Source organism: Sphingomicrobium arenosum (genome assembly GCF_026157085.1).
GTDB classification, from domain to species: domain Bacteria; phylum Pseudomonadota; class Alphaproteobacteria; order Sphingomonadales; family Sphingomonadaceae; genus Sphingomicrobium; species Sphingomicrobium arenosum.
Genome location: NZ_JANPVN010000001.1, coordinates 527,153 through 549,733 on the forward strand (window position 1 = coordinate 527,153; position 22,581 = coordinate 549,733).

At 61.0% G+C, this 22,581-nt stretch carries 21 protein-coding genes and 1 pseudogene; 9 read left to right on the forward strand and 13 right to left on the reverse strand.

Going from position 1 to position 22,581, the window contains the following annotated elements; genetic code table 11:
• Positions 1-2: 2 nt before the first annotated feature.
• The 4 genes from NUW51_RS02430 to NUW51_RS02445 all read right to left on the reverse strand — a co-directional run bounded on the left by NUW51_RS02430 (position 3) and on the right by NUW51_RS02445 (position 7,408).
• Positions 3-1,964 carry a polysaccharide biosynthesis protein gene (locus tag NUW51_RS02430; protein ID WP_265562421.1) on the reverse strand — a complete coding sequence of 654 codons (1,962 nt, stop codon included), beginning with the start codon at positions 1,962-1,964 and terminating at the stop codon, positions 3-5.
• 5 nt (positions 1,965-1,969) lie between these two features.
• Positions 1,970-4,168, reverse strand: coding sequence for a GumC family protein (locus NUW51_RS02435; RefSeq protein WP_265562423.1), 2,199 nt, complete (start codon positions 4,166-4,168; stop codon positions 1,970-1,972).
• A gap of 19 nt (positions 4,169-4,187) precedes the next feature.
• On the reverse strand, positions 4,188-4,883 hold the full coding sequence (locus NUW51_RS02440) for a polysaccharide biosynthesis/export family protein (RefSeq protein ID WP_265562425.1): 696 nt from the start codon (positions 4,881-4,883) through the stop codon (positions 4,188-4,190).
• A 101-nt stretch (positions 4,884-4,984) separates the two neighbouring features.
• On the reverse strand, positions 4,985-7,408 hold the full coding sequence (locus NUW51_RS02445) for an O-antigen ligase family protein (RefSeq protein WP_265562427.1): 2,424 nt from the start codon (positions 7,406-7,408) through the stop codon (positions 4,985-4,987).
• Positions 7,409-7,839: 431 nt separating this feature from the next.
• Here NUW51_RS02445 and NUW51_RS02450 point away from each other — a divergent pair, with 431 nt between their 5' ends.
• Positions 7,840-8,472 carry a tyrosine-type recombinase/integrase gene (locus NUW51_RS02450; RefSeq protein ID WP_265562428.1) on the forward strand — a complete coding sequence of 211 codons (633 nt, stop codon included), beginning with the start codon at positions 7,840-7,842 and terminating at the stop codon, positions 8,470-8,472.
• 244 nt (positions 8,473-8,716) lie between these two features.
• Here NUW51_RS02450 and NUW51_RS02455 read toward each other — a convergent pair whose 3' ends face one another.
• Together NUW51_RS02455 and NUW51_RS02460 are read right to left on the reverse strand one after the other, a co-directional pair.
• Positions 8,717-8,968 carry a hypothetical protein gene (locus NUW51_RS02455; protein WP_265562430.1) on the reverse strand — a complete coding sequence of 84 codons (252 nt, stop codon included), beginning with the start codon at positions 8,966-8,968 and terminating at the stop codon, positions 8,717-8,719.
• A gap of 389 nt (positions 8,969-9,357) precedes the next feature.
• The gene (locus NUW51_RS02460; protein ID WP_265562432.1) at positions 9,358-9,573 is read right to left on the reverse strand and encodes a CsbD family protein; all 216 of its coding nucleotides are present in this window, start codon (positions 9,571-9,573) and stop codon (positions 9,358-9,360) included.
• A gap of 294 nt (positions 9,574-9,867) precedes the next feature.
• Between NUW51_RS02460 and NUW51_RS02465 the strand changes: the two genes are divergently transcribed.
• The 4 genes and pseudogenes from NUW51_RS02465 (at position 9,868) to NUW51_RS02480 (ending at position 13,049) form a co-directional block, all read left to right on the forward strand.
• Positions 9,868-10,737 (forward strand): SDR family oxidoreductase, encoded by an 870-nt coding sequence (locus NUW51_RS02465; protein WP_265562433.1) that lies wholly within the window; start codon positions 9,868-9,870, stop codon positions 10,735-10,737.
• 34 nt (positions 10,738-10,771) lie between these two features.
• A pseudogene (locus NUW51_RS02470) lies at positions 10,772-10,961 on the forward strand (DUF3008 family protein).
• A gap of 720 nt (positions 10,962-11,681) precedes the next feature.
• Positions 11,682-12,254, forward strand: a complete 573-nt coding sequence (locus NUW51_RS02475) for a DUF421 domain-containing protein (protein ID WP_265562435.1) — start codon at positions 11,682-11,684, stop codon at positions 12,252-12,254.
• 198 nt (positions 12,255-12,452) lie between these two features.
• Positions 12,453-13,049, forward strand: coding sequence for a DUF805 domain-containing protein (locus NUW51_RS02480; RefSeq protein ID WP_265562437.1), 597 nt, complete (start codon positions 12,453-12,455; stop codon positions 13,047-13,049).
• A 633-nt stretch (positions 13,050-13,682) separates the two neighbouring features.
• On the opposite strand, the gene NUW51_RS02485 is transcribed toward NUW51_RS02480, so the two are convergent.
• Genes NUW51_RS02485 through NUW51_RS02505 form a run of 5 tightly spaced genes read right to left on the reverse strand, consistent with a single transcriptional unit; the run spans position 13,683 to position 16,061 of the window.
• Positions 13,683-14,156: a hypothetical protein gene (locus tag NUW51_RS02485; protein ID WP_265562438.1), complete on the reverse strand. Its 474-nt coding sequence runs from the start codon at positions 14,154-14,156 to the stop codon at positions 13,683-13,685.
• Positions 14,149-14,649, reverse strand: a complete 501-nt coding sequence (locus NUW51_RS02490; protein ID WP_265562440.1) for a group III truncated hemoglobin — start codon at positions 14,647-14,649, stop codon at positions 14,149-14,151. Before NUW51_RS02490 ends, NUW51_RS02485 begins: the two co-directional genes overlap by 8 nt.
• Positions 14,646-14,981, reverse strand: coding sequence for a DUF1971 domain-containing protein (locus tag NUW51_RS02495; protein ID WP_265562442.1), 336 nt, complete (start codon positions 14,979-14,981; stop codon positions 14,646-14,648). The genes NUW51_RS02490 and NUW51_RS02495 overlap by 4 nt, the downstream gene beginning before the upstream one ends.
• A 1-nt stretch (position 14,982) precedes the next feature.
• On the reverse strand, positions 14,983-15,342 hold the full coding sequence (locus NUW51_RS02500; RefSeq protein WP_265562444.1) for a DNA-binding transcriptional response regulator: 360 nt from the start codon (positions 15,340-15,342) through the stop codon (positions 14,983-14,985).
• 29 nt (positions 15,343-15,371) lie between these two features.
• A complete protein-coding gene (locus tag NUW51_RS02505) occupies positions 15,372-16,061 on the reverse strand; it encodes an alternative oxidase (protein ID WP_265562446.1) in 690 nt (229 codons plus the stop codon).
• Positions 16,062-16,187: 126 nt separating this feature from the next.
• Between NUW51_RS02505 and NUW51_RS02510 the strand changes: the two genes are divergently transcribed.
• Both NUW51_RS02510 and fixJ read left to right on the forward strand, forming a co-directional pair.
• The gene (locus NUW51_RS02510; protein WP_265562448.1) at positions 16,188-17,690 is read left to right on the forward strand and encodes a two-component system sensor histidine kinase NtrB; all 1,503 of its coding nucleotides are present in this window, start codon (positions 16,188-16,190) and stop codon (positions 17,688-17,690) included.
• Positions 17,680-18,303: a response regulator FixJ gene (gene fixJ / locus NUW51_RS02515; RefSeq protein ID WP_265562450.1), complete on the forward strand. Its 624-nt coding sequence runs from the start codon at positions 17,680-17,682 to the stop codon at positions 18,301-18,303. Before NUW51_RS02510 ends, fixJ begins: the two co-directional genes overlap by 11 nt.
• 126 nt (positions 18,304-18,429) lie before the next feature.
• Here the strand turns inward: fixJ and NUW51_RS02520 are convergent, their stop codons facing one another.
• A complete protein-coding gene (locus tag NUW51_RS02520; RefSeq protein WP_265562452.1) occupies positions 18,430-19,053 on the reverse strand; it encodes a cation diffusion facilitator family transporter in 624 nt (207 codons plus the stop codon).
• Positions 19,054-19,326: 273 nt separating this feature from the next.
• On the opposite strand from NUW51_RS02520, the gene NUW51_RS02525 reads away from it, so the two are divergent.
• Complete coding sequence (locus NUW51_RS02525) at positions 19,327-19,959, forward strand: tyrosine-type recombinase/integrase (RefSeq protein ID WP_265562454.1); 633 nt, start codon at positions 19,327-19,329, stop codon at positions 19,957-19,959.
• A gap of 1,409 nt (positions 19,960-21,368) precedes the next feature.
• Positions 21,369-21,899: a hypothetical protein gene (locus NUW51_RS02530; RefSeq protein ID WP_265562455.1), complete on the forward strand. Its 531-nt coding sequence runs from the start codon at positions 21,369-21,371 to the stop codon at positions 21,897-21,899.
• Positions 21,900-21,974: 75 nt separating this feature from the next.
• Here NUW51_RS02530 and NUW51_RS02535 read toward each other — a convergent pair whose 3' ends face one another.
• A complete protein-coding gene (locus NUW51_RS02535; protein ID WP_265562457.1) occupies positions 21,975-22,430 on the reverse strand; it encodes a T6SS immunity protein Tdi1 domain-containing protein in 456 nt (151 codons plus the stop codon).
• Between the last annotated feature and the right edge of the window lie 151 nt (positions 22,431-22,581).

The window sequence follows — 22,581 nt, forward strand, 5'->3', positions numbered from 1 at the left end:
GCTCAGGCGACCTTCTGTTCGGGCGCCAGGTCTTGCGCGGCCTTGATCGCGGCACGGTCACCGAAGCCCGCGACACTGCGTTCGAGCACCGCGAGGATGGTCGCTTCGTCATGGTCGGCGATCGCGCGGCGCAGCCGCTCGACCTCGAGTTCGAGCTGTTCCCAAGCGACCATGTCCTCGGTCGCCTTGACGATGCGCTCGTGGCGGGTCGGCTGCGAGGTGGCGTCGATCAACAGCTCCTCGTAAAGCTTCTCGCCGGGGCGCAGCCCTGTTTCAATAATCTCGATGTCGCCCTGCGGATTGGTATGGTTGCGCACGGTGCAGCCGGCCAGTTCGACCATCGTATGGGCTAGATCGCCGATGCGCACCGGATCGCCCATGTCGAGCAGGAACACTTCGCCGCCCTCGGCCATGGCGCCCGACTGGATCACCAGCGATGCGGCTTCGGGAATTGTCATGAAATAGCGGGTCACCTCGCGGTGGGTGATAGTAATCGGCCCCCCTTCCGCGATCTGGCGCTTGAACTTGGGGACGACCGAGCCCGAGGAGCCGAGCACGTTGCCGAAGCGCACCGCCGACATGCGCGGCACGTCGTGATGCGCGGCGAGCCCCTGGACGATGAGTTCGCAAAAGCGCTTGGAGGCCCCCATGACGTTGGTCGGGCGCACCGCCTTGTCGGTCGACACCAGCGTGAACTGCGCGCAGCCATTGCGATGTGCTTCGATCACTACGTTGAGGGTCGAGAAGACGTTGTTGCGCACGCCTGCGACGATATTGGCTTCCATCAACGGCACATGCTTGTAGGCGGCGGCGTGGAAAACGCGGTCGGGGCGAAAACGTGCGAACAGGTCGGCGCAGGCCCGCGCATCGCTGACGTCGACGAGGCAGGGTTCGATGACGAGCTCGATGCCGGCCTTGGCAGCGGTCTCGCGCAGTTCCTGGTCGATGGCATAGAGCGCATATTCGGTCATCTCGACGATGATCAGGCGCGCGGGCTTCTGGGCGATGACCTGGCGGCACAATTCGCTGCCGATCGAGCCGCCGCCGCCAGTGATGAGCACCGTTTCGCCGCCGAGCGTGGCCATGAGGTCGGGGCAGGGGGCGACCTGTTCGCGGCCAAGGAGATCGTCGATCTCGATGGGCTTGAGGTCGCTCACCCGCACCGTGTCGTTGGCGATGTCGGCGATGCTGGGCAGCAGCTTGACGTTGCAGTTGGGCAGCACGCGATGCACCCGGGCGACGAGGTCGAGCCGGTCGGCGCGCGAGGCCGAACGCGAGGCGATGAACAGGCTGTCGATCGGCTGTTCGACGAGTACGTCCTCGAGATCCACGGCATTCCAGACATGGCCGCCGTCGACCTCGCGGCCGCCGACCTTGTCGTGATGGTCGATGAAGCCGACGAGCCGCATGTCGGGATCGTGGCGCACCGAGCTGGCGACCTGACGCCCGGTCGGGCCGACGCCGTAAATGAGCACCCGGCTGCGCGACCGCGCGCCCGGCGCGGGGCCGTCGGCATGAAGGAGCAGGTGCGCGATGGTGATCCGCCCGATGACCAGCAACACGAAGAGGACGAGCGGCTGGATGACGCCGAGCGTGCGCGGAATATCCTCGGGCGCGGTCACGACGAGGACGCAGCTCAACACCACGGCCATGGTCAGGGTGACGCGCGCGAGGCGTTCGAGGCTGGCCCAGCCGAAATAGCGCATCATCACGCGATAGACGCGCTGGTGATAGGCGAGGGCGGACCAGACGAAGATGGAGAGCGCGCTCATCAGGATGAAGGCGCCCGCATTGGTTACAGGTTCGCCGATGCGCAGCAGATAGGCGAGCGCGGTGGCGAGGACGCAGGCGATGAGGTCGGCGACGACCACCATCGAGAGCCGCACTGCGCCGGGCAGGGCGACAAGGTTTAGGAGATAAGCGCGGAAGCGATCGACGGCGTGGTTGGACAGACGCTTTACCATGGTTCTCAGGCCGCCTTTCCGGCCGGGCCGTAGCCGTAGGAGCCATAGCCGTAGCGCTCGCCATAGCCGTAGCCATAGCCGTCGCGCTGTTCGTCGAACTTGGTCAGCAGCGCCCCGATGATGCAGGCGTTGACGGCATGAAGACGGTCAAGCGCTGCCCGGGCGGTGGCCGCCGGGGTGCGGTTGGATTCGACGATGAACAGCGTGCCTTCAGTGCAGCGCGCGATCAGCGGGGCGTCGGCGAGACCGAGGACCGGGGGACCGTCGATCACGACATGGTCGAAATATTCCAGCGCTTCCTCGATCACCGCAGCCACGCCGCCGCCCGAGAGCAGCTGCGCCGGACGGGCGGGCGGGGTGCCGGCGAACATGACCGAGAGATTCTCGATCTCGCTGGCATGGACGAGTTCGGCGAATTGAGCGCGGCCTGCGAGATAGTCGCTCAGGCCGCGGTCGAGCGGCGCATTGATGAGGCTGTGCACCGAGGGCGAGCGCAGGTCGCCATCGACCAGCAGCACTTTTGCCCCGGTCGAGGCGAGGTCGCGCGCCAGCGACAGGGTCGAAGTCGACTTGCCCTCATATTGACGGCTCGACGTGACGAACAGCGAGCGCGGCACCCCGGCTTCGGACGAGAATTTGATCGTCGTCAGCGCCGAATAATAGGACTCCGCAAGCGCGAGGCGCTTGTCGTCGGAAACCTTGCGACCCGGCACCGCGACCAGCTTGGGCGTCTGGCCAACCAAGGGCACGCCCAGTTTTTGCGACAGATCGTCGGGCGTAAGGCGGGCGCGGCGCAGCTGGTCGTACCAGAAAATGACCCCGACACAGATGACCGTGCCGACGAACAGCGACAGGATCATGTTCATGAGCGCATTGGGGCTCGACGGGAATTGCGGCGCCTTGGCCTCGTCGACGATGGTGATGCGATTGGCGCTGGCGGCGCCGGCAACGCCGATTTCCTTGTAGCGCTGCAGGAGGCCATCGTAGAGTTCGCGGTTGGTGTCGATGTCACGCTGGATGATCTTGAGGCCGATTCCGCTCTGCTGCTCGTCGAGCACGGCGGATTTTGCGTTGGCGACCTGCGCACGCAGCGCCTGTTCCGCCGCCAGCGCCTGGCGATAATCATCCTGCAGATCAGCACCGATGGAGGTGCCGACGCGCGCCTGTTCGGTATCGATCTGGCGATCGAATTCGGCGATCTGCTCCCGAAGCGCCTTCACCGCGGGATATTCGGGACCGAAGTCGCTTTCGAGCTTGCTCAGCTCAGCGCGGGTTTCGGCGCGCTGCGAGCGCAGCCTGTTGATGGTTTCGTTGCCAAGCGCCTCGGCAGCGGCACGGCCACCGCGATTGGCGCGGAAGATGGTCTCGGCCTGAACCCGTTCGGCAGTGGCCTGCGTCAGCGCCATATTGAGGCGCGCCAGCGTGGCGGCGTCGATGGTCGTCTCGCTGGCGTCGCCCGAGAGGCCATGCCCCGCGACGAGGCCGTTGCGACGGGCATAATCGGCGGCCTGCTGCTCGCTTTCTTCGAGCTTGGCGCGCACTTCCTCAAGCCGTCCGGCAAGAAATTCGCGCGCCTTGGCGGTCGCCTCGAAGCGCTGCTCGAGGTCCATCTCGATATATTGTTCGGCGATCGCATTGGCGACCCGCGCGGCATCCTCGGGGTGACGCGCGGTGTAGCCGACGGTCACCATCGAGCTGTTGTTGACGGGGCGAACATCGAGGCCACCCATCACGCCCATGATCGCGGCATCACGGCGATCGTCGACGCTGAGTTCGTCGAGCGAGGCGGGATCGGCATCGGGGCCACCGAGGAAACGGGCGTCCTCTTCCAAGGCGAGCTCGTCGACCACCATCTCAGCGAGACGGCGGCTCTTGAGCAGCTCATATTGGGTTTCGAAAAATTCCCAGTCGGTCGTGCGGTCGGCGCCGAGGCCCTCGACCTGCACCGCCTGCGCGGGTGCGCGTTCGATCTGGACGCTGACGCTCGAGCTGTACATGCGGGTCGCGGTCGCCGTCACGAGGAGGCCGATCGCCACGCTCGCGCCCATCACCGCGAGGATGAGATAGCGGTGGCGCCAGGCCAGCATGAAGAGGTCGATGAAGGGCGAGCCGACCTCGCTGCGCTCGTCGAAGCTGATCGGAATGCTCGGCTGGGCCGGGACGGTCCCGCGGCTCGGCTCGATCGTGGTGGGAAGCTGCGTCATGTCGAGAGTACCGCTCTGGTCAGAAGATGGGGATGAAGCGCGAGAGGATCGGCGCCCCGCTCGCTTCGGTCAGGAACCGGCGCACGCCGCTTTCGCCGACGATCACGATGTCGTTGCCGAACACCTGTGGATCCTCGACCCGGCCCGAGCGAATTTCGTTGAGGTCGAACATGGCCGCCATCTTCTGCCCCTCGATGGTGCGGAAAATGATAACCTTGTCGGGATCGGCGATCTTGTTGAGGCCGGCGGCCGTGGCGATGGCGCGCTGCAGCGTCATCGGGCCCGAGATCGGGTAGATGCCGGGCTTGGTGACGGCGCCATCGACGGTCACCGTATGCGCGCGCGCCTCGATCACGTTGACCGAGACCTGGGGGTCGCGAATGTAGCGACCGCGCAGTTCATCGGCGATCAGCGCGGCCAGTTCGACCGGCGTCTTGCCGCCCGCCTGGACCGAACCGATCAGCGGCAGGAGGAAGTTGCCGGCGGCGTCGATCTGGCCCTTGCGCGCCATTTCGGGGGCGTTGAAGACGGCGATCTCGATCTCGTCGGTCGGGCCGAGGCGATATTCGACGATCCCGGCATTCTGCTCGGTGGCATCGGGGAGCGGCAAGGTATCGGCGACGCGCACGACCTGCGAACTGCTGTCGAGACCGGGCGTGGAACTGCAAGCCGCCACCATCGCGGCCAGCGCCGCGACCATCACCTGCTTCAACATCGAAAACCCTCCCAAAAATCCCATTTCCCCGCGCCGGGCCGAGTGGAATCGACCCGAGGTAAGAATGCCTTCTGGCGCGTTAACCTTAAAAAACCTCTAATCTAGAGGCGTTTGTGACGCAGCGACGGATCGATCAACCGCAGGTCGAACCTGCCCCCCGGATTTCGCAAGTCCCAAGCCAGAAGCGGCGCATCGCACCCTTCGGGGACGAAGGTGACAATTTCGAGGCGATTTCCATCAACCGCTACCGTGTCGACATCGAGGCGACGCCCGTCCGGACAGGTGATTCGCGGCGTCACCGAAGCCTCGCCATGCCGATTGTCCAATCGGTAGGACAATGTCAATTGGCCACTGTTTACAGCTAGATAGCGCGATGCGACCGGGCGCCGAATGGCCCCGCGCCCGGACAGGCGAAGGCCATCTTGATCGTCCGCACGCGCCACCCGTACGCCATTTCTGTCGAGCAGCAGCGGGTCGAACGGCGTGCGCTCGACCCGCGAGCTGCTCTCGGCATAAGGGGCGAGCGATAGCGGGCTGCGGTCCGGGTAGAGGGCGCGAAAGAGGGTCAAGGCGGCGGCGCCGTCACCGGCTTGAAGCATTGCGGCCAACGTGGGCGCGGCCAGACGCGGGGCGACCGGACTGCGTCCGGCAAGTGCCGACAGGAGGGCGGCCTGTCCCTCTCGCTCCCAACCCTCGGCCAGGGGCGCGGCAAGCACGGGCTGAAAATTCACGTCATTGTCGAGCGCGCCGATGGCATCGAGTTCATCGAGGAAGGCCGGGCGTCTCGACGCGTCACGGATCGCCGGGGCAAGGATGGGGTCGAGACCGCCGCGGCGGGCGATGGCGCCGATGCGCCGCGCCGCCTCCTCATCGTCGCCGCGTTCGAAGGCCGCAACGAACAGCACGGTCTGTAGTCCGCTATGACGCCAGCCAAGCCGGCTAAGACTGGCCATGTCTGCCCGCATCGCTCGCTCGGGGTCGAGCATGAGAAAAGCCGCCGCTCCCGCGTTCATCGGTGCGGCGTCGAGGGAACGACGCGCCAATTCGACTGCCCGAACCTCATCGCCCGCTTGGGCCACGAGGCGGGCGCGGGCGATGAGCGCTTGCGGATGATCATCGTCGTAGCGAAGGGCAGTGACGGGGCGCTCGGCTTCGGCAGCGGCTTGTGCAGCGAGGGGGGGCAGCGCGGTCCCGCCGATCACCAGCGCGGCAAGCGCGGCGAGGACAAGGCCAGCGACCAAGGCAGGTGCGGCGGCAACGCGCGGGGTCAAGCGCGTCGGCTTGAACGCGAAGACAAAGAACAGGAGCGCCACGACGGCCAGTGAATTGTTGCGCAAGGGATAGTCCACCAAGCCATGCGCCAGCGTCATGCCCAGACCGATGACGAAGAGCGAGGCGCCGACCCACCAGCGCGGGCGGCCGCGCCACAAGGACCAGGTGAAGGTCGCGAGCACGAGCAGGAGCAGGATGATCCCGGGCAAGCCGCCCTCAAGCGCGATATGGAGATATTCGTTGTGCGCATGATTGGCGTAGAGCGGGCCGATGTTCTCGATCTGCTCGACGCTTGCGTAGACGGGGATGAAGGTGCCCAGCCCGCTTCCCCACGGCCAATGAAGTGCGAGGGCCTCGAGCGTGCCCCGCCAGAAGGTCAAGCGCGCGGTTTCATCCTGCGCGTTGCCGCCGAGCGTTTCGCGAACGCCCGGCACCAGCAACAGGACAAGGACGGCCGCGCCGATGAGCGCCGCGGCAACCCCCGACAGCCACGGCCAGCGGCGAACATGCTCGCGCAGGACGAGGAAGGCGGCGATGGCGGTGAAGATCAGGCCAGCGAGCGATCCCCCTGCGAGCGTGCCGATGAAAGCGCTGGCGACAAGCCCGAGCACGATTGCACGGCGGGCGGACTTGCCGAGACCGTGGTCGCCGCGAAAGAAGGCTCCTGCGGCGAGCAGGCCGAGGGCCTGAAAGAGACCGTGATGATTGACATTGGCGAAGAGGCCGCCAGCGCCCAGCGGACGCGCGTCGGTGAAATAAGGCAATTGCCCCGCCCCGGTGGCAAGCTGGTAGCACGCAAGGAGGCTGCTGAGCAGCGCGAGCCCCATCATGGCGATGAGCGTGCGTCGACGCTCGCGTTCTCCAGCCCCTAGAAAGGCTAGCGCGGCGGCGATCGGAAAGAGCGCGGTGAGTAGCGCGCGCCAAGTTGCGGCCGGGTCGAGGGTTAGGGTGGGCTGGGCTCCCACATTCGCCCATGAGCGAAGATCCTCGACCAGCGGCCTGTCGGCGAGGCTTCCGGGTGCCATCAGCTGGAACAGGACCAGCGCCGCGATCGCTCCCGCGAGGGCGACCACCGGCAAGAGGCCCTCGCCGAAGCGACGGCGACCGGTGACATGCAGGGCGATGAGGAGCGGCAGCAGGATCGCCCCGACGCCGGCGAGAAGCGCGTCGCCCAAGGCACCCGACATACTGCCGCCACCGAGCAGGATCGCGATCGTCAGGACCAGCGGCGAGAGATGACGGAACCAATGCATCGCGCTGCTCTAATCGCTTCCTCGGGTTGAGAAAAGCCGCGAAGCGACGGGCAGGGGATTGGCTGGAGGACGATGCTCGCACGGTACTGGCATCGCCGCATTCGGACGATGGCAAGTCATCGATGAAAGGAGAAAAATGGTGGACGCACTAGGGCTCGAACCTAGGACCCGCTGATTAAGAGTCCTTAGCGCATCCAATGATTTCAAGGCCCATTCCGACAAATAGGCTGAAAAGGCAGCAGAAAATCCTCTCAGGAAGAATAGATTGTCGGAATAAATTGGAGAAGCAAACAGTGTCCGCTTTGCGCCCCATATCGGTCATTCGCGCTGATCGACCGGGCGCGCCTATGCAGACGTTCCCGCATCAGCCCGAAGGGCGCCCCAAGCTCAAGTGTTTCTCTCAAGGCCATTCCGGCCAAAGGAGAAGTCAGATGGGCATGTCAGAATTCGACCCGGGTGCGCGTGCGATGCGGCCGTGGAATGCCGGCACCCAAGTCGGTCCTAAGCGTCCGCTCACGCAGAAGCAGATTTGGGCAATTCGGTTTCATCTGGATCGCGAGCTACGGATCAGGGACCGGGCGCTGTTCGATCTTGCCATCGACAGCAAACTACGAGGCTGCGACCTCGTCGAGCTCAAGATTGGCGATCTGGTTGCAGGGTCGGAAATTCGACACCGAGCTACGATCACCCAGCGAAAGACGAATAGACCGGTCCAGTTCGAGATAACGGCTGACGCGCGAATGAGCCTGTCGGCTTGGCTCGAGCGACGTGGCGGCACGATCGAGGATTTCGCATTCCCTAGCCGGGTAGATCATGACCAGCACTTGAGCACCCGGCAGTACGCGAGATTGGTGGACGAATGGGTCACAGCGGTCGGCCTCAGAAAGAAGGATTACGGCACTCATTCGCTGCGACGAACTAAGGCGTCGATCATCTACAAGGCCACGGGAAACCTGAGGGCCATTCAAATCCTCCTCGGGCACTCCAAGATAGAGAACACCGTGCGATATCTGGGGGTCGACATCGAAGACGCCCTCACCCTGTCAGAAAAAACCGAGATCTGAGATTGCGCCAGCCTCTCATGGAGGCTGGCGTCTCACCTGAATGACCGCTTCTATCGCGCACGACCCGGGCTCGTGATGCCCGGGATGGGGTGGAAAGCAGAAGTTGCACCGCCGTGCGTCTCGCCCAGAAGCAAAGAAGCCCCCGGGGATCTGGCCGGAGGCTTCTAAGCACTCAATCTTGGCTAGGTGGGCACCGGGGGAGGGGCGACACCTTTTGCAACCACGTTGAGCAAATACGCGACGATTAAGTAACTAGCCGAAGCACAGGCTGTTCCTGCGGCTTGCCCTGCTCATCATCGAGAGGAAACTCTTCGTCGAAAACGGAGCCGTTAACCCGAGGTTCGGCGAGCGATTCCAAAGGGGCGGATCGGGCTTTAAATTCATACTCGTCGGCCAGCGCTAACAGCTCCACGCGCGTTCGAACGTCCATCGCTGTTGCCGCCAGATTTTGGCACGTTTTCGCCAGTCCGAGCAATTCTTCTCGTGCAAGTACCATCGGCTCCCTCCACGGATTAAATGCAGAATACGGAATAGGGTTTCAAGGAAGTCACCAGCTAGCGCTGTCAGCGACACCCTTGACGATAACCTCTAAAGCATCAATCGTTACGGGGTCGACACAGTCGACGGGGCGCGACACTGGATTGCGAGAGCAAGAAAGGGGGGCGTCGCGCCCCATTCTAATTGGCGGCGTGCTTGTTCGATCCGAATGTCTGCCTAGGGGGCGTGAGCGGACGTTTCAGATACCCTGGCGATTTATGAACGGTTTGTCATATGGCGGTCAGCCGACGGTCAGCTACCAGCTCAGTGGCGGGGTGAGCACACCAGAGTGTGTGCGCCGTCGGTTCGCCAACGACGCTCCTCAGCCAAGCTCCGCTTGGAAATCAATCAGGTGTGGGTATCCACATTCTGGCGCTCATACCAAGCGTCGACTTGGCGGCGAGCTTCATCACGCTCAATGCCATAGCGTTCTTGGATCCGTCCTTCCAATTGCTCACGACGGCCTTCCATTGCGTCAATTTCGTCGTTTGTAAGCTCGTTCCATTCTTCTTTTACGTTTCCTTTGAATTGCTTCCAGTTTCCTTCGACCCTATCCCAGTTCACGCTACTTCTCCTACGTTTATACCCCCCCCCGCAAAATATTAACGATCGAGGCAGTCGGCCGTTTCAACCCGTTTCCGAGATTAGTTATCTTACGATCCTCGCGATCGCGAGGCGCGAGCGTAGCGGCTCAAAGGCTCAGTAGGTCTCGCTTCAGTTCAATGCACTCCGGAAAAAGGCGTCCATGACTTTCTATGCGCGGCCCGGATGGTTGCAGAAGTCCTACGCCGTCGAAACCTTGGCAGTGGTGTGCCGTTGGAGGGATGGAGAGGGGCGTGATTACACTGAAAGAAGCTCATGACCACGGACCAGATTTTCCACTCGAAGATCGATGAAGAACCCGATCTGCCGGGCGCCGAAGCGGAACTCGACGAACAGCCTAGTTGGCAACCTCGATATCCCGGATCGAAACGTCTTGAGGGCAAGGTTGCCATCGTAACTGGTGGCGATAGCGGGATCGGCCGTGCAGTGGCCGCCCTCTTTGCACGCGAGGGTGCGGACATCGCGATTGTCTATCTGGCTGACGAAGAGACCGAAGATGCGCGCACCACCCAAGAGGCCGTGAAGTCCGAAGGGCAGAAGGCTATCCTGCTGCAAGGTGATCTGGGATGCGAGAAATTTGCGCATGAAGTAATCGAGCGCACTCTCGAACGATTCGGGCGGCTCGACGTACTGGTGAACAATGCGGGAGAGCAGCATCCTGACAACGAAATCGAGGAAATTACCGACGAACAACTTCGCCGTACATTTCAGACCAATATTTTCTCGATGTTCTATTTGGTTCAGGCTGCACGTCCCCATCTCAAACGCGGTAGCGCGATCATCAACTGCACGAGCGTGACGATGTACAAGGGATCGGACAATCTTCTCGACTATTCAGCGACGAAAGGCGCCATTACAGCCTTTACTCGCTCACTGTCCGAAAATCTTGTCGGCGAGGGCATTCGCGTTAATGCCGTAGCACCCGGACCGATCTGGACTCCACTCAATCCTTGTGGCGGCCAGCCGCCGGAGGACATGGATGATTTCGGAAAGGATACGCCGATGGGTCGACCGGGGCAGCCGAACGAGGTGGCCCCCGCCTTCTTGTTTCTCGCGTGCGATGATTCCAGCTACATGTCGGGTCAGGTCCTTCACCCAAATGGCGGTATCGTCGTAGGAAGTTAGAGGCTGCCGCCAGCTCACACGTAGGAGAAGCCCGATACCCGCCAAGTCCAAGGCTCAGCAGAAAGCAGCCGGGGCCGCTCTGTCCGCGAAGCGCGGAGATACGAAGGTCAGTGAACTCGAAGGGGGCGTCGTGCGAGATGTATGATTCCATGTCGGAACGCGAACTGGAGGAAATGGCCGGCACCTCCCGAAAAGGTAAACCAGAACACAAATCGTCAAGCTGAGAAATCCGGACGGCTCAGAGTGCCGACATTGCCCCGCGCTCGCTACGCTCCAGAGCCCGTTGTCGGCCCTGATCTCTCGACGTTCTTAATGCTCCCTCGACGGATAGAATGCAAAAAAGATACGGCCTAGTGTTTCATTCAAGCCGCGAGAACGAGTGCACACACGTCGTCCTCGAGGAAAACCTCTTAAAGCTCTGATCGCTACGTGGCGAACACGGTCGACGGAGCGCGGCACCGGTTTGAGAGAGCAAGAACGAGCGGCGTTGCTCCCCACTCTCTTTGTACCTCGCTAGCGCTGTTGCTCATCTAAGCCCAATGCATGCCATGGTGTCCCACGGACGATGACGGCTAGCGCAGCGTAAGTGGCTGCATTCCCGGGTCGTGGCGATATGCGGGTGCCCTATTGGGGGGCGGGATCTGACTATCCCAGCAATTACCTAGCCCCCTTTGGCCCTAATGAGGAACGGATAGAAATGGTGTTGCCACACAACCCATCTTGTTGATAGCATTTACAAAACAACCGGGGAGATGATTGTGAGAGAACGGGACTTTGCCTATTTTTCGAAGCGGTTGAAGCAGGAACGCGAACTGGCATCGAAAGCGCCGAACAAAACAGCGCGTGAAGCCCATGAGACGATGGCGCGGCATTATGCCGGCCGGGCCGCCAATGTGGGTGCCTTCTGAGTCGGAAACTGCCATTTCCGATAGGGATGCGCTGACATGATCGATGATCCCGCATTCTGGCTACCGCAGGACGGCAGCCTGATCGGTGTCCTGGTCGGGGCAATAATCCTTTATTTCTACACGGTTGTTCTTGTTCGGCTGCTGGGTAAGCGCGCCACTGCGAAGATGAACAATTTCGATTGGTTGATAGCGGTCGCGACAGGAAGCCTCCTCGCTAGCGGCATTCTCGTTCCCGATATCAGTATAGGGGCTGCAGTGCTCGGCATGGCCACGCTCGGGGTGTGCCAATATGCGGTGACCAAATTCTTCGCCAAGACCGATGTTGCGGACGACGCCTTCAAGGCCGAGCCGAGGTTGCTCCTTCACAAGGGGGTCTGGCTGGACGAGGCGATGGTAGCCTCACGGATCACCCGGCAGGAAGTCCTTTCCAGGCTTCGTAGCGAAGGTCTGACTAGCGTCAACGATGTGAATTGGGTCGTCATCGAACCTGATGGACAATTGTCGGTCATCGAACGCAGCGAGCTGGAGTTGGGGCAGGCCGATACGATGGATGGAGTGGTATACGATCCCGAGACGCTGGTGCAGAAAGAACGCTGGCCGAAGCGGTAACCAAGCGTTGGACTTCATCGCTCGGCGATTGAGAAGCATGCTTGCGAAAAATGTAGGTCCAGACCCGCCGAATGTCTGAGATGGGGTCGATGACCGCCGGGTCGGTTTCGGGGTGGAAAAGCGGACGTGCGCTCTGCATTGACCCCATTTGCCCAATACGTCAGAGCTTCGTTGCTCGGCGTTTTGGGGGAGTGAGTAATGCAGGGAAATAAAGTCTCTTTTGGCGAACACTTTCGACTGCTGTTCGAGTTTTCGGGCCGCGAGGACCGTTCGAGTTTTTGGGCCTATGCTGCAGCTGTATTCGGGCTGTCGATGGTTCTGACGATGCTAGCGATGCTGGCTCCGATGTTCGCTAGCATGCGGTCGATGCAGAATTACGCGGAAGCGCATCCGGAAAGCGTGACCATTTCTCACGGACCGGGGCACTATTCGATGTCGGTTCAGGGAGGGGAGTTCTCGCCCGACTTCACACTGATGTTTTTGGCAATGGGAATGGTTGTCCTCGTAGCCATTGTTCTCTTAGCTGCCGCAGTGGTTCGCCGGCTGCACGATACCGGAAGAAGTGGATGGTGGGGCCTTATGCCGGTTCCTTTCATCGCATTTTCAATGATTGCGATGCCGCAAGTCTTCTCGCCGGGGCGCACTCCAAGCGCGCCAGATCCGGGCCTCTTTATGGCGATTTTCCTCAGCAACATGTTCTACATGTTGGCCCTTCTCGCTCTTGTCGTCCTTCTGGCGCTCAAATCGACTGATGGACCAAACCGCTTTGGCGCGGCCGGCGCAGCTGCAACTTAAGGCCTGCGATTACCGGTGTCTGCGGCCGATAAGCACGAGGTTTTCTATGGGCTGCCGTTGAGATCGGGCGTCGTCGAGCGGCTTCACATTCGTGCGCCGGATAGTCGGCTTTGGGGTCGTTAGCGGACATTGACGGCACTAGCGCGCGGAACGTCAGTTTTCCCAGTTCCAGACTCTGGCTGCGGACGGTCTGCTACCGGCCCAACCTCGGTCCATCGCCAAAGCGCCCCATATCGGCCGTTCGACACGCCTTCGTCGAGACCCAAAAGCTGTCGTTCGTTTAGAATGCAGCGGTTGACAGCTAAGCGCCCTTATCGCGGTCATTTCATTGACCATTCCTCGGCTCCTAAATCTGCCCTTCGTTTCTGGCTTGATCCGATGACTGCAATGCGCGTGGCACGTTCCGATGAAATCACGTGAAGGCTTCTCAGCTACGTGCGCCAGCTATCGCGACTTTATCTGCAAAGTCGAAAGCCATTGCGAAAAGCGAGAGAGCAGACCCAACCTTGGGTTGCTCCATGTGCCCAGGCGCGGCGCACAACTACGCACATCCAGTGGGCCTGGAGGGCCGAGTTCGCTGCAATAAGGACAGATCATTTTCTTTCCTCCGGACAACTGACGTTACTGCTGGACTTACATCAATATCGCACTGATCAAGCAGATTCCGATGCCGAATACGGCAATAGTCGCTGGAACGATCAACACCTGACCATATACCTCGCCGCGAGCCAAGCAGCCGGAAGCGGTCTGCAAAATGGCGCCTCGATGTTTCAGCGGACTTCCCGGTTGCGGCGGGGCGTGCCGCAACATCACGCGAGCGGTTCCGAAGAACATGGCGACGTAGATCGTCGATATGGCGATCGCGAACGCTGCATGTGCCCCGCCGGTCGCGCCAAGCAAGGCAATAAGAAAGGTGGCATAGCAGGCAATCATCGCTCTCCAGACGCTTGCCGGCAGCTCGAACATTCGTGTTTCAGGCTGCTGCGGCGGCGTAAGCGTACTGTTGTCGTTGGCCTCGAGCCCGGCGATGGGCACCATAACGTCGGACAGCGCATCGCGGTATTCTCGTAGCGGCGCGACCTGGGTGCGGAGAACGGCATCAGACACAGGGTAGGTCCTTTCCTGCGCGCCCCCCGGCCAGTCCGTTTCGGCGCATTTCAATGGCAGTCAGCAAACTGTCGGCGATCATTCTCGCGCGCGCGCCGACGAGATCGGTCGCGGCGGGGTACCCCTCGGCTTCCCGTAGCGTTTCGTAGAAGAGGTCGAGCCAGCGCGAGAAATGCCTGAGCTCGAGGCCGGGAATGGCGAGATGTTTGAGCATCGGATTGCCCGAAAACTCGCCGCTGTTGTGGAGCACCGAACGCCAGAACGTCTTCATTCTGGCAAGATGCGGCGGCCAGTCGGCGATGCGTTCGGCAAAGATCGGGCCGAGAAGGTCATCCTCGCGTATCTTGGCGTAGAATGCTTCGACCAGGTGGTCGATGAACGCCGCGTCGATCCCGATTTCCTCTGCCGCTGCGCGCTTCTCAGCTCGCTTTTGCTGCGCGAAGGAGCGGGTGTCGGGATCGGCCGCATGCGAACGGATAGGGGCGCTGGTCATGAGCCACTCCCATCGGGTGTGGAAGCCGGAGGCTTTGCGCTTGCGAAGCGCAGAAACTGGACGTGAAACCGCACCGTTCCGACCGACTCAACACGGTGAAGGATTGTCGGTTCGATTATGCCGAATTCATCTTCGGGCGTGAGCAGCGATTCGGCCGGCGCGCGGCGTGGATCGGTCACGACAAAACGTAAGGCGCCTTCCTCCACCCGGATGAGACCCCAGACGCCGTCCTTGGTGGAATGCTCGGCCAGCAGACCTGCCGGCAAGGTGTCTTCGGTGAACGTTGCGGTGCGCTTGTATGGCTCGAGGCCGTCGGGAAGGTTGGTGGTCACCTCAGGCTGCCTTTCGCGTTTTTAGGATGGCGCGGATCGCACTGCTCAGCTCGTCGCCCAGAAGCGGCTTCTCGATCAGCTCGGCATTTGCGGCGGCGACACGGGCTCGTAGTTGGGCAGTAGGATTGGTCGCGAGGACTATCGCCGGCGCGCAGCAGCCCTTTCTTTTCAACCCGGCGAGCGCGGCAAGAGCGTCGCCACCGTAGCGTTCGTCGATGACCAGAGCGGCCGCCACGGAGGGACTGTCGCCCATTCCAATCCACTCGGCGATCTCGAACCCTTCGATTGATAGGGAGAAACGGAGCGCGGAAAGAACGGAGACATCTTCGACCAGCAACAGGATCTTGGCTTGATCGATCATGTTCCGTCCTCCTCGCCGGGCAGCCTGGATCAGGCGACCTTCTTCCAGTTGGGTTCAAGAGCCACGTGCGGAGGGCACTCGGCAACCTCGCCTACCGGCAGACCCGCAAGCTCATTGGCGAAGCCGTGGTTGACGTCGCGGTGGTGTGCCTCGTCGGCGCGCACCACCAACACCACGTCGCGCAGCTTGGCATCCTCGGGAAGCCCCCAGTAGCGTTTGGCGATCTCCGGTGCGGGCACGTTCGGGCTGCGACCTTCGTCGATCTCGGCGAGGTAATGCGTGTAGCTGAGGACGGCCTCTTCCTCGAAGTAGCCCACGACACGGTGTGCGGTCTTCGAGCTCACCAGGTAGAGCGCGAAGAAGAAGAGGTAGAAAACCCATTGCACCCCGATGATCACCGCTCGCTCGAACCATGTGGGCTGCGAGACCTCGATGAACGTCATGAGGTGCATGCGCTCGTTTTCGGCTTCGTCCATGAGCGTCTTGATCCAGCCCCTGTCGTCGCACATGCGGCGCAGGCAAGCGAGATGGTTGATCGTTGCCCCGACCATGCCCGGCACGGCGGCAACCGTTTCCAACACGACGGCGCGGTGGCCGTAACGCTCGGCGAAGAAAGTGTCAGCACACCAACGCAGCGCCTTGGTGAAGGCGAACGCGATCCGGTCCGACATTCCGCGGGGGTTGTGGTGAACACCGAGATCGATGAAGGGTGAAGTCATTGAAGTTTCTCCGCTTGCGGCAGATGTTGTTGGGGCGCCGCTGATGACCTCCTCCTATCCCGATGCACGGAACCACGAAATTTGGATGATCACCCTAAGCCAAGAACCCTAAGGGCCTTACCGGAGGTGGGGCGCACCAGTTTTGTCAGTCGCTTCTTGCCGCGCCTGTCGTTTTCCACCGCGCTGTTGCTGGCGCTGTTAGCTATAGCGGCTGGTGTCGCGGTCCGCCTGCTCGCCGCCGGCGAACTCGGTCAGCGCGCCACCTTCATTTTCTTCGTTCCCGGCGTGGTTGTCGCCAGCGCGCTTTCCGGGTTTCGCGCAGGTAGTCTTGCGGCCGTGGTCGGCGCTGCCGCCGGTCTCTGGTGCGACGCGCTGAGTGGACCGATCGAGAGCGGAAGCCTGATTGCCGCCGCGGCTTTCGTGCTCATCGGCCTCGCCGTGGCCATCGGCGGCGAGTGGTTCCAGCGCGCGCGGATCGAAACCGAAACCGCGGCCGTCGCGCTCGCGAGGCGTGAAGCCCACCTGCAATCGATTCTCGACACCGTGCCAGATGCGATGATCGTCATAGACGAAGCCGGCTTGATCCGTGATTTCAGTCCCGCAGCCGAACGGATGTTCGGATGGAATGCGGCAGAGGTGTCCGGACAGAACGTCAATGTGCTGATGCCCGATCCTTATCGCAGCGCACATGACGGCTATCTGGAGCGCTACTACCGCACCGGCGAGAGGAGGATCATCGGCAAGGGCCGCGTTGTCGTCGGCGAGCGCAAGGACGGTTCGACCTTCCCGCTCGAGCTTGCCGTGGGCGAGATGCAGGCGGAAGGGCAGCGCTTTTTCACCGGGTTCATCCGCGACCTGACCGAGCGCCAGCAGGCCGAGGTAAGATTGCAGGAACTGCAAAGCGAGCTAGTGCACGTCTCGCGGCTTACCGCCTTGGGCGAAATGGCGTCTGCGCTGGCGCACGAGATCAACCAGCCGCTCTCGGCAATCGCCAACTACCTCAAGGGCAGTCGGATGCTGCTCATGCGAGAAGAGGTGCAGCACGAGCGCGTGGCGGAAGCCGTCGACCGGGCTGCTGCGGAAGCGCTCAGGGCAGGCGACATCATTCGTCGGCTGCGGGACTTCGTAGCCCGCGGCGAAACCGAACGCACAATCGAGAGTCTGCCTAAACTCGTCGAGGAAGCCAGCGCCCTCGCGCTCGTCGGTGCCAAGGAGCATGGCATCCGAGTGCAATATAACTTCAGTCCCGCAATCGATCTGGTGCTGGTCGACAAGGTGCAGATCCAACAGGTCGTGCTAAACCTTGTGCGAAACGCGATTGATGCGATGGCCGAATCAGATTGTTCGCAGCGCGATCTGACGATCGTGATCGAACAGGCAGTCGACGATCTGGCGCAGGTATCGGTGACCGACACCGGTCCCGGTATCGATCCCGAAGTCGCGGACCGGCTATTTCAGCCCTTCATCTCCACCAAGCGCACGGGTATGGGCGTCGGGCTGTCGATCTCGCGCACGATCGTCGAGGCGCATGGAGGGCGTATCTGGGCCCTGCCAATTCCCGGCGGCGGGGCGGAGTTCGGCTTTACGGTGCAGCGTGTCGCGAGTGAGGAACTATACGATGGCGAGTAGTGGTGCCAGTGATCCGATCGTCTACATCATTGATGACGACGAGAGCGCGCGGCACTCGCTAGAGTTTCTTCTCGACGTTGCCGAAATCCGTGTCCGCTCGTTCGTGTCGGCCGATGCTTTTCTGAAATCTTCGCCTCCACTTTCCGGCGCCTGCGTGGTGACCGACGTGCGTATGCCCGGCACGAACGGTGTCGAACTGGCCGACAAACTGAAGGAGCGCGACGATAGGGTGCCGGTGATCATCATCACCGGTCACGCCGACGTGCCGTTAGCGATCCAGGCAATGAAGGCGGGCGCTGCGGATTTTATCGAGAAGCCATTCGACGACGAGGCGATACTTGCGGCCATCCGCAAGGCGCTGACCGACAGCACTGGCGACGAGCAGATACAGAACGAACGCCGCGAAGTGCTCGACCGTCTCGGTCTGCTCTCCGCAAGGGAGCGCGAGGTGGTCGATGGCCTCGTGGACGGGAAAGCTAACAAGGTGATCGCCTTCGATCTCGACATCAGCCCGCGGACAGTCGAAGTCTACCGCGCCAATGCGATGATGAAGATGCAAGCAAAGACCCTCTCCGATCTCGTGCGCATGCTGACGATTGCCCGACTGGGCTAGTTGGCTCGTCTTTTTTCACTGCATTCCAGACGCAAGCGGACAGCCAGTAACCGGCCCACGAACCGTCGAGCCTCTCGGTGCAAACGTGGTGCTGTATCGAACGACCTGAACGGGGTAGAAAGCGACTCAAGTCGCGCGCATTTGCGGCGCTGCCTCCCGAATAACGCGGAAAGCCGAGCGCAGAAAGATCACCGCCATGAGACTGCCGATGATGATGTCGGGCCAGGGCGAGACCAGCCACCAGACGAGCCCAGCCGCGAGTAGCACCCCGCAATTGTTGATCACGTCGTTGCGAGAGCATTCGAAGGTGCTCGCCATATTCACGTCCTGATGACGAAAACGTGTCAGCAGACGAAGGCAAACGAGGTTGGCGACGAGCGCGAGCCCACCGAATATCAGCATTAGGGTGGAAGACGGAGCGACCCCGCTGCTGATTTTGATCAGCACGTTGAATGCGATTCCAACTCCGAGCCCCAAAATGACGACCCCTTTGAGCATCGCTGCTCCGGCTTTCCACCGGTCAGACCGGGCAAGGGCGTAGAGGCTGACTGCATAAACGACCGCGTCGCCGAGCATATCGGAGGCATCGGCCATGAGTGCCGTTGATCCTGCGATTACGCCCGCACCGAACTCGAGGACGAACATGACCACGTTGATGGCCAGCACGGCCACCAGCACTCGACGCTGCTCGGCTTGGCGGGCCAGCTTCTCCAGTTCGGTCGACTTGGCGGAACAACAATCTGCAGACATGGGGTCAATTAGGGGATCGAAACGCGAGTCTGCAACGGGGTCGCAAGCGGACGCTTTCTCCGCATCTCGTCGAATGGCCGCTTTTGGGGGTGAATGAGCCGGAAGCGGACCGTCAGCTATCGGCCCAACCTCGGTCCATCGGCAAAGCGCCCCATATCGGTTATTCGCGCTGATCGACCGGACACCCCTATGCAGACGTTCCTGCATCGGCCCGAAGAGGGCGCCTAGCTCAAGCGTTTCTCTCATGGTCATTCCGGCCAAAGGAGAAGTCAGATGGGCATGTCAGAATTCGACCCTGGGGCGCGTGCGATGCGACCTTGGAACGCCGGCACCCAAGTCGGTCCGAAGCGTCCGCTCACGCAGAAGCAGATTTGGGCAATTCGGTTTCATCTGGATCGCGAGCAACGGATCAGGGACCGGGCCCTGTTCGATCTTGCGATCGACAGTAAGCTAAGAGGCTGCGACCTCGTCGAGCTCAAGATTGGCGATCTGGTTGCAGGATCGGTAATTCGACACCGAGCTACGATCACCCAGCGAAAGACGAATAGACCGGTCCAGTTCGAGATAACGGCTGACGCGCGAATGAGCCTGTTGGCCTGGCTTGAACGACGCGGGGGCACGATTGAGGATTTCGCATTCCCGAGCAGGGTCGATCATGACCAGCACTTGAGCACCCGGCAGTACGCGAGGTTGGTGGACGAATGGGTCACGGCGGTCGGCCTCAGAAAGAAGGATTACGGCACTCATTCGCTGCGACGAACGAAGGCATCGATCATTTACAAGGCCACGGGAAATCTGAGGGCCATTCAGATCCTCCTCGGACACTCCAAGATAGAGAACACTGTGCGATATCTGGGCGTCGACATCGAAGACGCCCTCACGCTGTCAGAGAAAACCGAGATCTGAGATTACGCCAGTTTCTCCTGGAGGCTGGCGTCTCACCTGAATGACTGCTTCTATCGCGCACGACCCGCGCTGATAATGCCCGGGATGGGGTGGAAAGCGGTCCCTCAGCTCCGGGATCGGAAATTGGCGTCATTGACGGCTTCCCCGAACGGCCGCATCGAAGGTGAATGATAGACACTCGTCTTGGCCGTGCTCCGATCTTGGAATTTCTATCCGGCTACTCGTTACCAACCGATAGCTTGCTCGCGCTAACCGGCGACAGGGATAAGGTTGAGCTTCATTCCAAAGCATCGCGTCGGTCAGGATTGGAAATAAAAATCTCCCACGCCTGGCAAACTCCGCTTGACGAGATGTCCTGTGGGCAATGCCGTGTTCTAATAGGCCAAAAGCTCGCCATTCCCTGGCTCGCGGAAGCGGTCACGAGGTTCGTTGTTCTATATCACCAAGCCGAATGCGACCTGTATCCCGGTGACCTATCAGTAGGGTCACTAATAGCTTGGCAAGAACTTGCGAACCATGCGCCGGAGCAAACGCGAGAGATGCTGAGGGCGGACTTCGACTGGCTCCGGGAGGCGGCCAAAAAAGAGCGACCCAGATCGATCGTTAATCAGGCGCTTCAGGCGCTTGAACGTGGTCTCGCCGCTTTATGACCGCAAAGGGGTCGTTCCAAGCTTGGTCGGTTTCGGGGTGGAAAGCGGACGTCTGGTCAGGTGTATCAAGCGCTGTTGTTTGGTGAGACCCTATGCGATGCTGCAAGCCTGTATATTAGGCTGGTCAGCAGTAATGAGTGCGCGACGACGGCCAATCCCGTGAAGAAGATCTCACTACTTGGGCACTCGTAAATTTTCAGCACCTGAAACCCGTCGTGGGGATAGGGGCGTTGATCACAATAGGTATCGGCCCAGTAAACGTAGTGGTTCAATGTCCCCGTCGCGATACAGAGTGCGCCAATAGCCAGGAGCGAATTTGAAGGGGCGGATTTCAGCACCAACTCACGTGCACCGAGCCCCGCCACTAGCCAATAGATCGCTAACAAGGACAGCGGATATATCAGAGTATCGGACGCGACCCATCGCTTAAATTCGATTTCGATATAGTCGTCGGCCCCCGAGGGAGCGGCGAGATATAACGCCAAGCAGAAGAGTACAATGCACCCCGCGCAAACGGCGAATCCGACTAATGCTCTTTGCGCGTTTTGCACCAAGACCCCCAATAACCAAAGCAAGGCGTAGCGTTAATTGCAGATCGTCCGCAATGGGGTCGATGACCGCCAGGTCGCTTTCGGGGTTGAAAGCGGACTATCGTTTCATGGTTAGAGACTGGCCTGATCTGCCGAAAACAGAGAGAATATCTGATGCTCCTCGGCTATCGATCGGTCTGCAGTAGTTTCGGAGATGTCGTGGGCGGATATGAGGCTTGAGCGCTATTGGCCGGTAGCGGCGATCGTCATCGTGGGAGCACTAACGCTTCTGGGCTGGTATGCGTTGTCGCCTCGCTTGGCGATCGCTCAACTAGGCGATGGGAATATCGCGCCGGGAAAATTGACGGAGCTCTACGATCGGGAGAGGGTGAGGTCGGCCTTCGAAAGGCAGATGCTGCCGCAGGTCGAGACGTATCCGCCGCCGCTGACAAAAGGCGTTATATTGGATGCGATGTCTGATCCACGCGCTGTCAGAGCATTCGTCGTCGAGCCATACGGAGACTGGCAATTCGCAGCAGCCAAGGGACTGCCCGACGAGTTCATCACCAAGGAGCGGGCGGATGTGATGCCGCGCATATTGCAGACCAGTGAGAACTGGGAGTTAAGGCGGACAGGGTTCGATGAATTCGTGGCTACTCCATCCGGACGCCAAGGCCAAAAAGGCAACTCGTATCGGTTCGAGCGCGACGGAATAGGCTGGCGCTTGGTCGCCATCGAATTGACGACGACAATCAGGTGACGACAAGGTGTCGGTCGCATCGCGACTGCGGTCGATCGCCGCCTTCCCGGTTTCGTGGTGTAATGCGGATAAAGGCTAGTCCACCACCTTGAAAGAAACAGCAGCGCCGTCCGGCAAGTCCTTCACCGATTTGAACAGATCTGCTGTCAGCGAGAACCACTCGCTCCAGGGCGCCACCCAGACGTTTGCCACCGTATATGTGCCTCCGAGGATTGGTGGCACGGTGAAGGCGTAACACTGCCTGTCCTCTAATATCAGACCTGCCGCGCGACATTCATCTGCCAAATCAGCAAGCAACCAGTTCTGGTCGTCGTTCTGAATCCGCCGCCAGAATGCCTCTTCGCTATTGCTGCCCTTCTCGGAAAAGCATTCGCCTCTCTCGAGTAAATGAACGCCGCCGTCCGAGCCCAAGATGAAGGCATCGCCAAAAAGGCTCGTGCGCAGGATACGTGGGCCCGCTGGTAAGATCGAGGACCACGCTTCGAGGTCCGTGTGGTTGGCAGCACTAGGCAGAATATATGCGGACACCATCCGGAAGGAATGGCGGAACCGTTGGACGTCCGCAACGGGGTCGGTGACGGCAGGGTCGGTTTCGGGGTGGGAAGCGGAAAGGCAGACTTGAGCAGTGGACCTATCGCAAAAGCCCCGACCGGCTACTGCCGATCGGGGCTCTTCTTCAGTC

What these genes read in the sequence shown, in the direction of transcription:
- NUW51_RS02430 (WP_265562421.1), bottom strand. Translation starts at nt 1,964, where the DNA reads ATGGTAAAGCGTCTGTCCAACCACGCCGTCGATCGCTTCCGCGCTTAT.
- NUW51_RS02435 (WP_265562423.1), bottom strand. Translation starts at nt 4,168, where the DNA reads ATGACGCAGCTTCCCACCACGATCGAGCCGAGCCGCGGGACCGTCCCG.
- NUW51_RS02440 (WP_265562425.1), bottom strand. Translation starts at nt 4,883, where the DNA reads ATGTTGAAGCAGGTGATGGTCGCGGCGCTGGCCGCGATGGTGGCGGCT.
- NUW51_RS02445 (WP_265562427.1), bottom strand. Translation starts at nt 7,408, where the DNA reads ATGCATTGGTTCCGTCATCTCTCGCCGCTGGTCCTGACGATCGCGATC.
- NUW51_RS02450 (WP_265562428.1), top strand. Translation starts at nt 7,840, where the DNA reads ATGGGCATGTCAGAATTCGACCCGGGTGCGCGTGCGATGCGGCCGTGG.
- NUW51_RS02455 (WP_265562430.1), bottom strand. Translation starts at nt 8,968, where the DNA reads ATGGTACTTGCACGAGAAGAATTGCTCGGACTGGCGAAAACGTGCCAA.
- NUW51_RS02465 (WP_265562433.1), top strand. Translation starts at nt 9,868, where the DNA reads ATGACCACGGACCAGATTTTCCACTCGAAGATCGATGAAGAACCCGAT.
- NUW51_RS02475 (WP_265562435.1), top strand. Translation starts at nt 11,682, where the DNA reads ATGATCGATGATCCCGCATTCTGGCTACCGCAGGACGGCAGCCTGATC.
- NUW51_RS02480 (WP_265562437.1), top strand. Translation starts at nt 12,453, where the DNA reads ATGCAGGGAAATAAAGTCTCTTTTGGCGAACACTTTCGACTGCTGTTC.
- NUW51_RS02490 (WP_265562440.1), bottom strand. Translation starts at nt 14,649, where the DNA reads ATGACCAGCGCCCCTATCCGTTCGCATGCGGCCGATCCCGACACCCGC.
- NUW51_RS02500 (WP_265562444.1), bottom strand. Translation starts at nt 15,342, where the DNA reads ATGATCGATCAAGCCAAGATCCTGTTGCTGGTCGAAGATGTCTCCGTT.
- NUW51_RS02505 (WP_265562446.1), bottom strand. Translation starts at nt 16,061, where the DNA reads ATGACTTCACCCTTCATCGATCTCGGTGTTCACCACAACCCCCGCGGA.
- fixJ (WP_265562450.1), top strand. Translation starts at nt 17,680, where the DNA reads ATGGCGAGTAGTGGTGCCAGTGATCCGATCGTCTACATCATTGATGAC.
- NUW51_RS02520 (WP_265562452.1), bottom strand. Translation starts at nt 19,053, where the DNA reads ATGTCTGCAGATTGTTGTTCCGCCAAGTCGACCGAACTGGAGAAGCTG.
- NUW51_RS02525 (WP_265562454.1), top strand. Translation starts at nt 19,327, where the DNA reads ATGGGCATGTCAGAATTCGACCCTGGGGCGCGTGCGATGCGACCTTGG.
- NUW51_RS02530 (WP_265562455.1), top strand. Translation starts at nt 21,369, where the DNA reads ATGAGGCTTGAGCGCTATTGGCCGGTAGCGGCGATCGTCATCGTGGGA.
- NUW51_RS02535 (WP_265562457.1), bottom strand. Translation starts at nt 22,430, where the DNA reads ATGGTGTCCGCATATATTCTGCCTAGTGCTGCCAACCACACGGACCTC.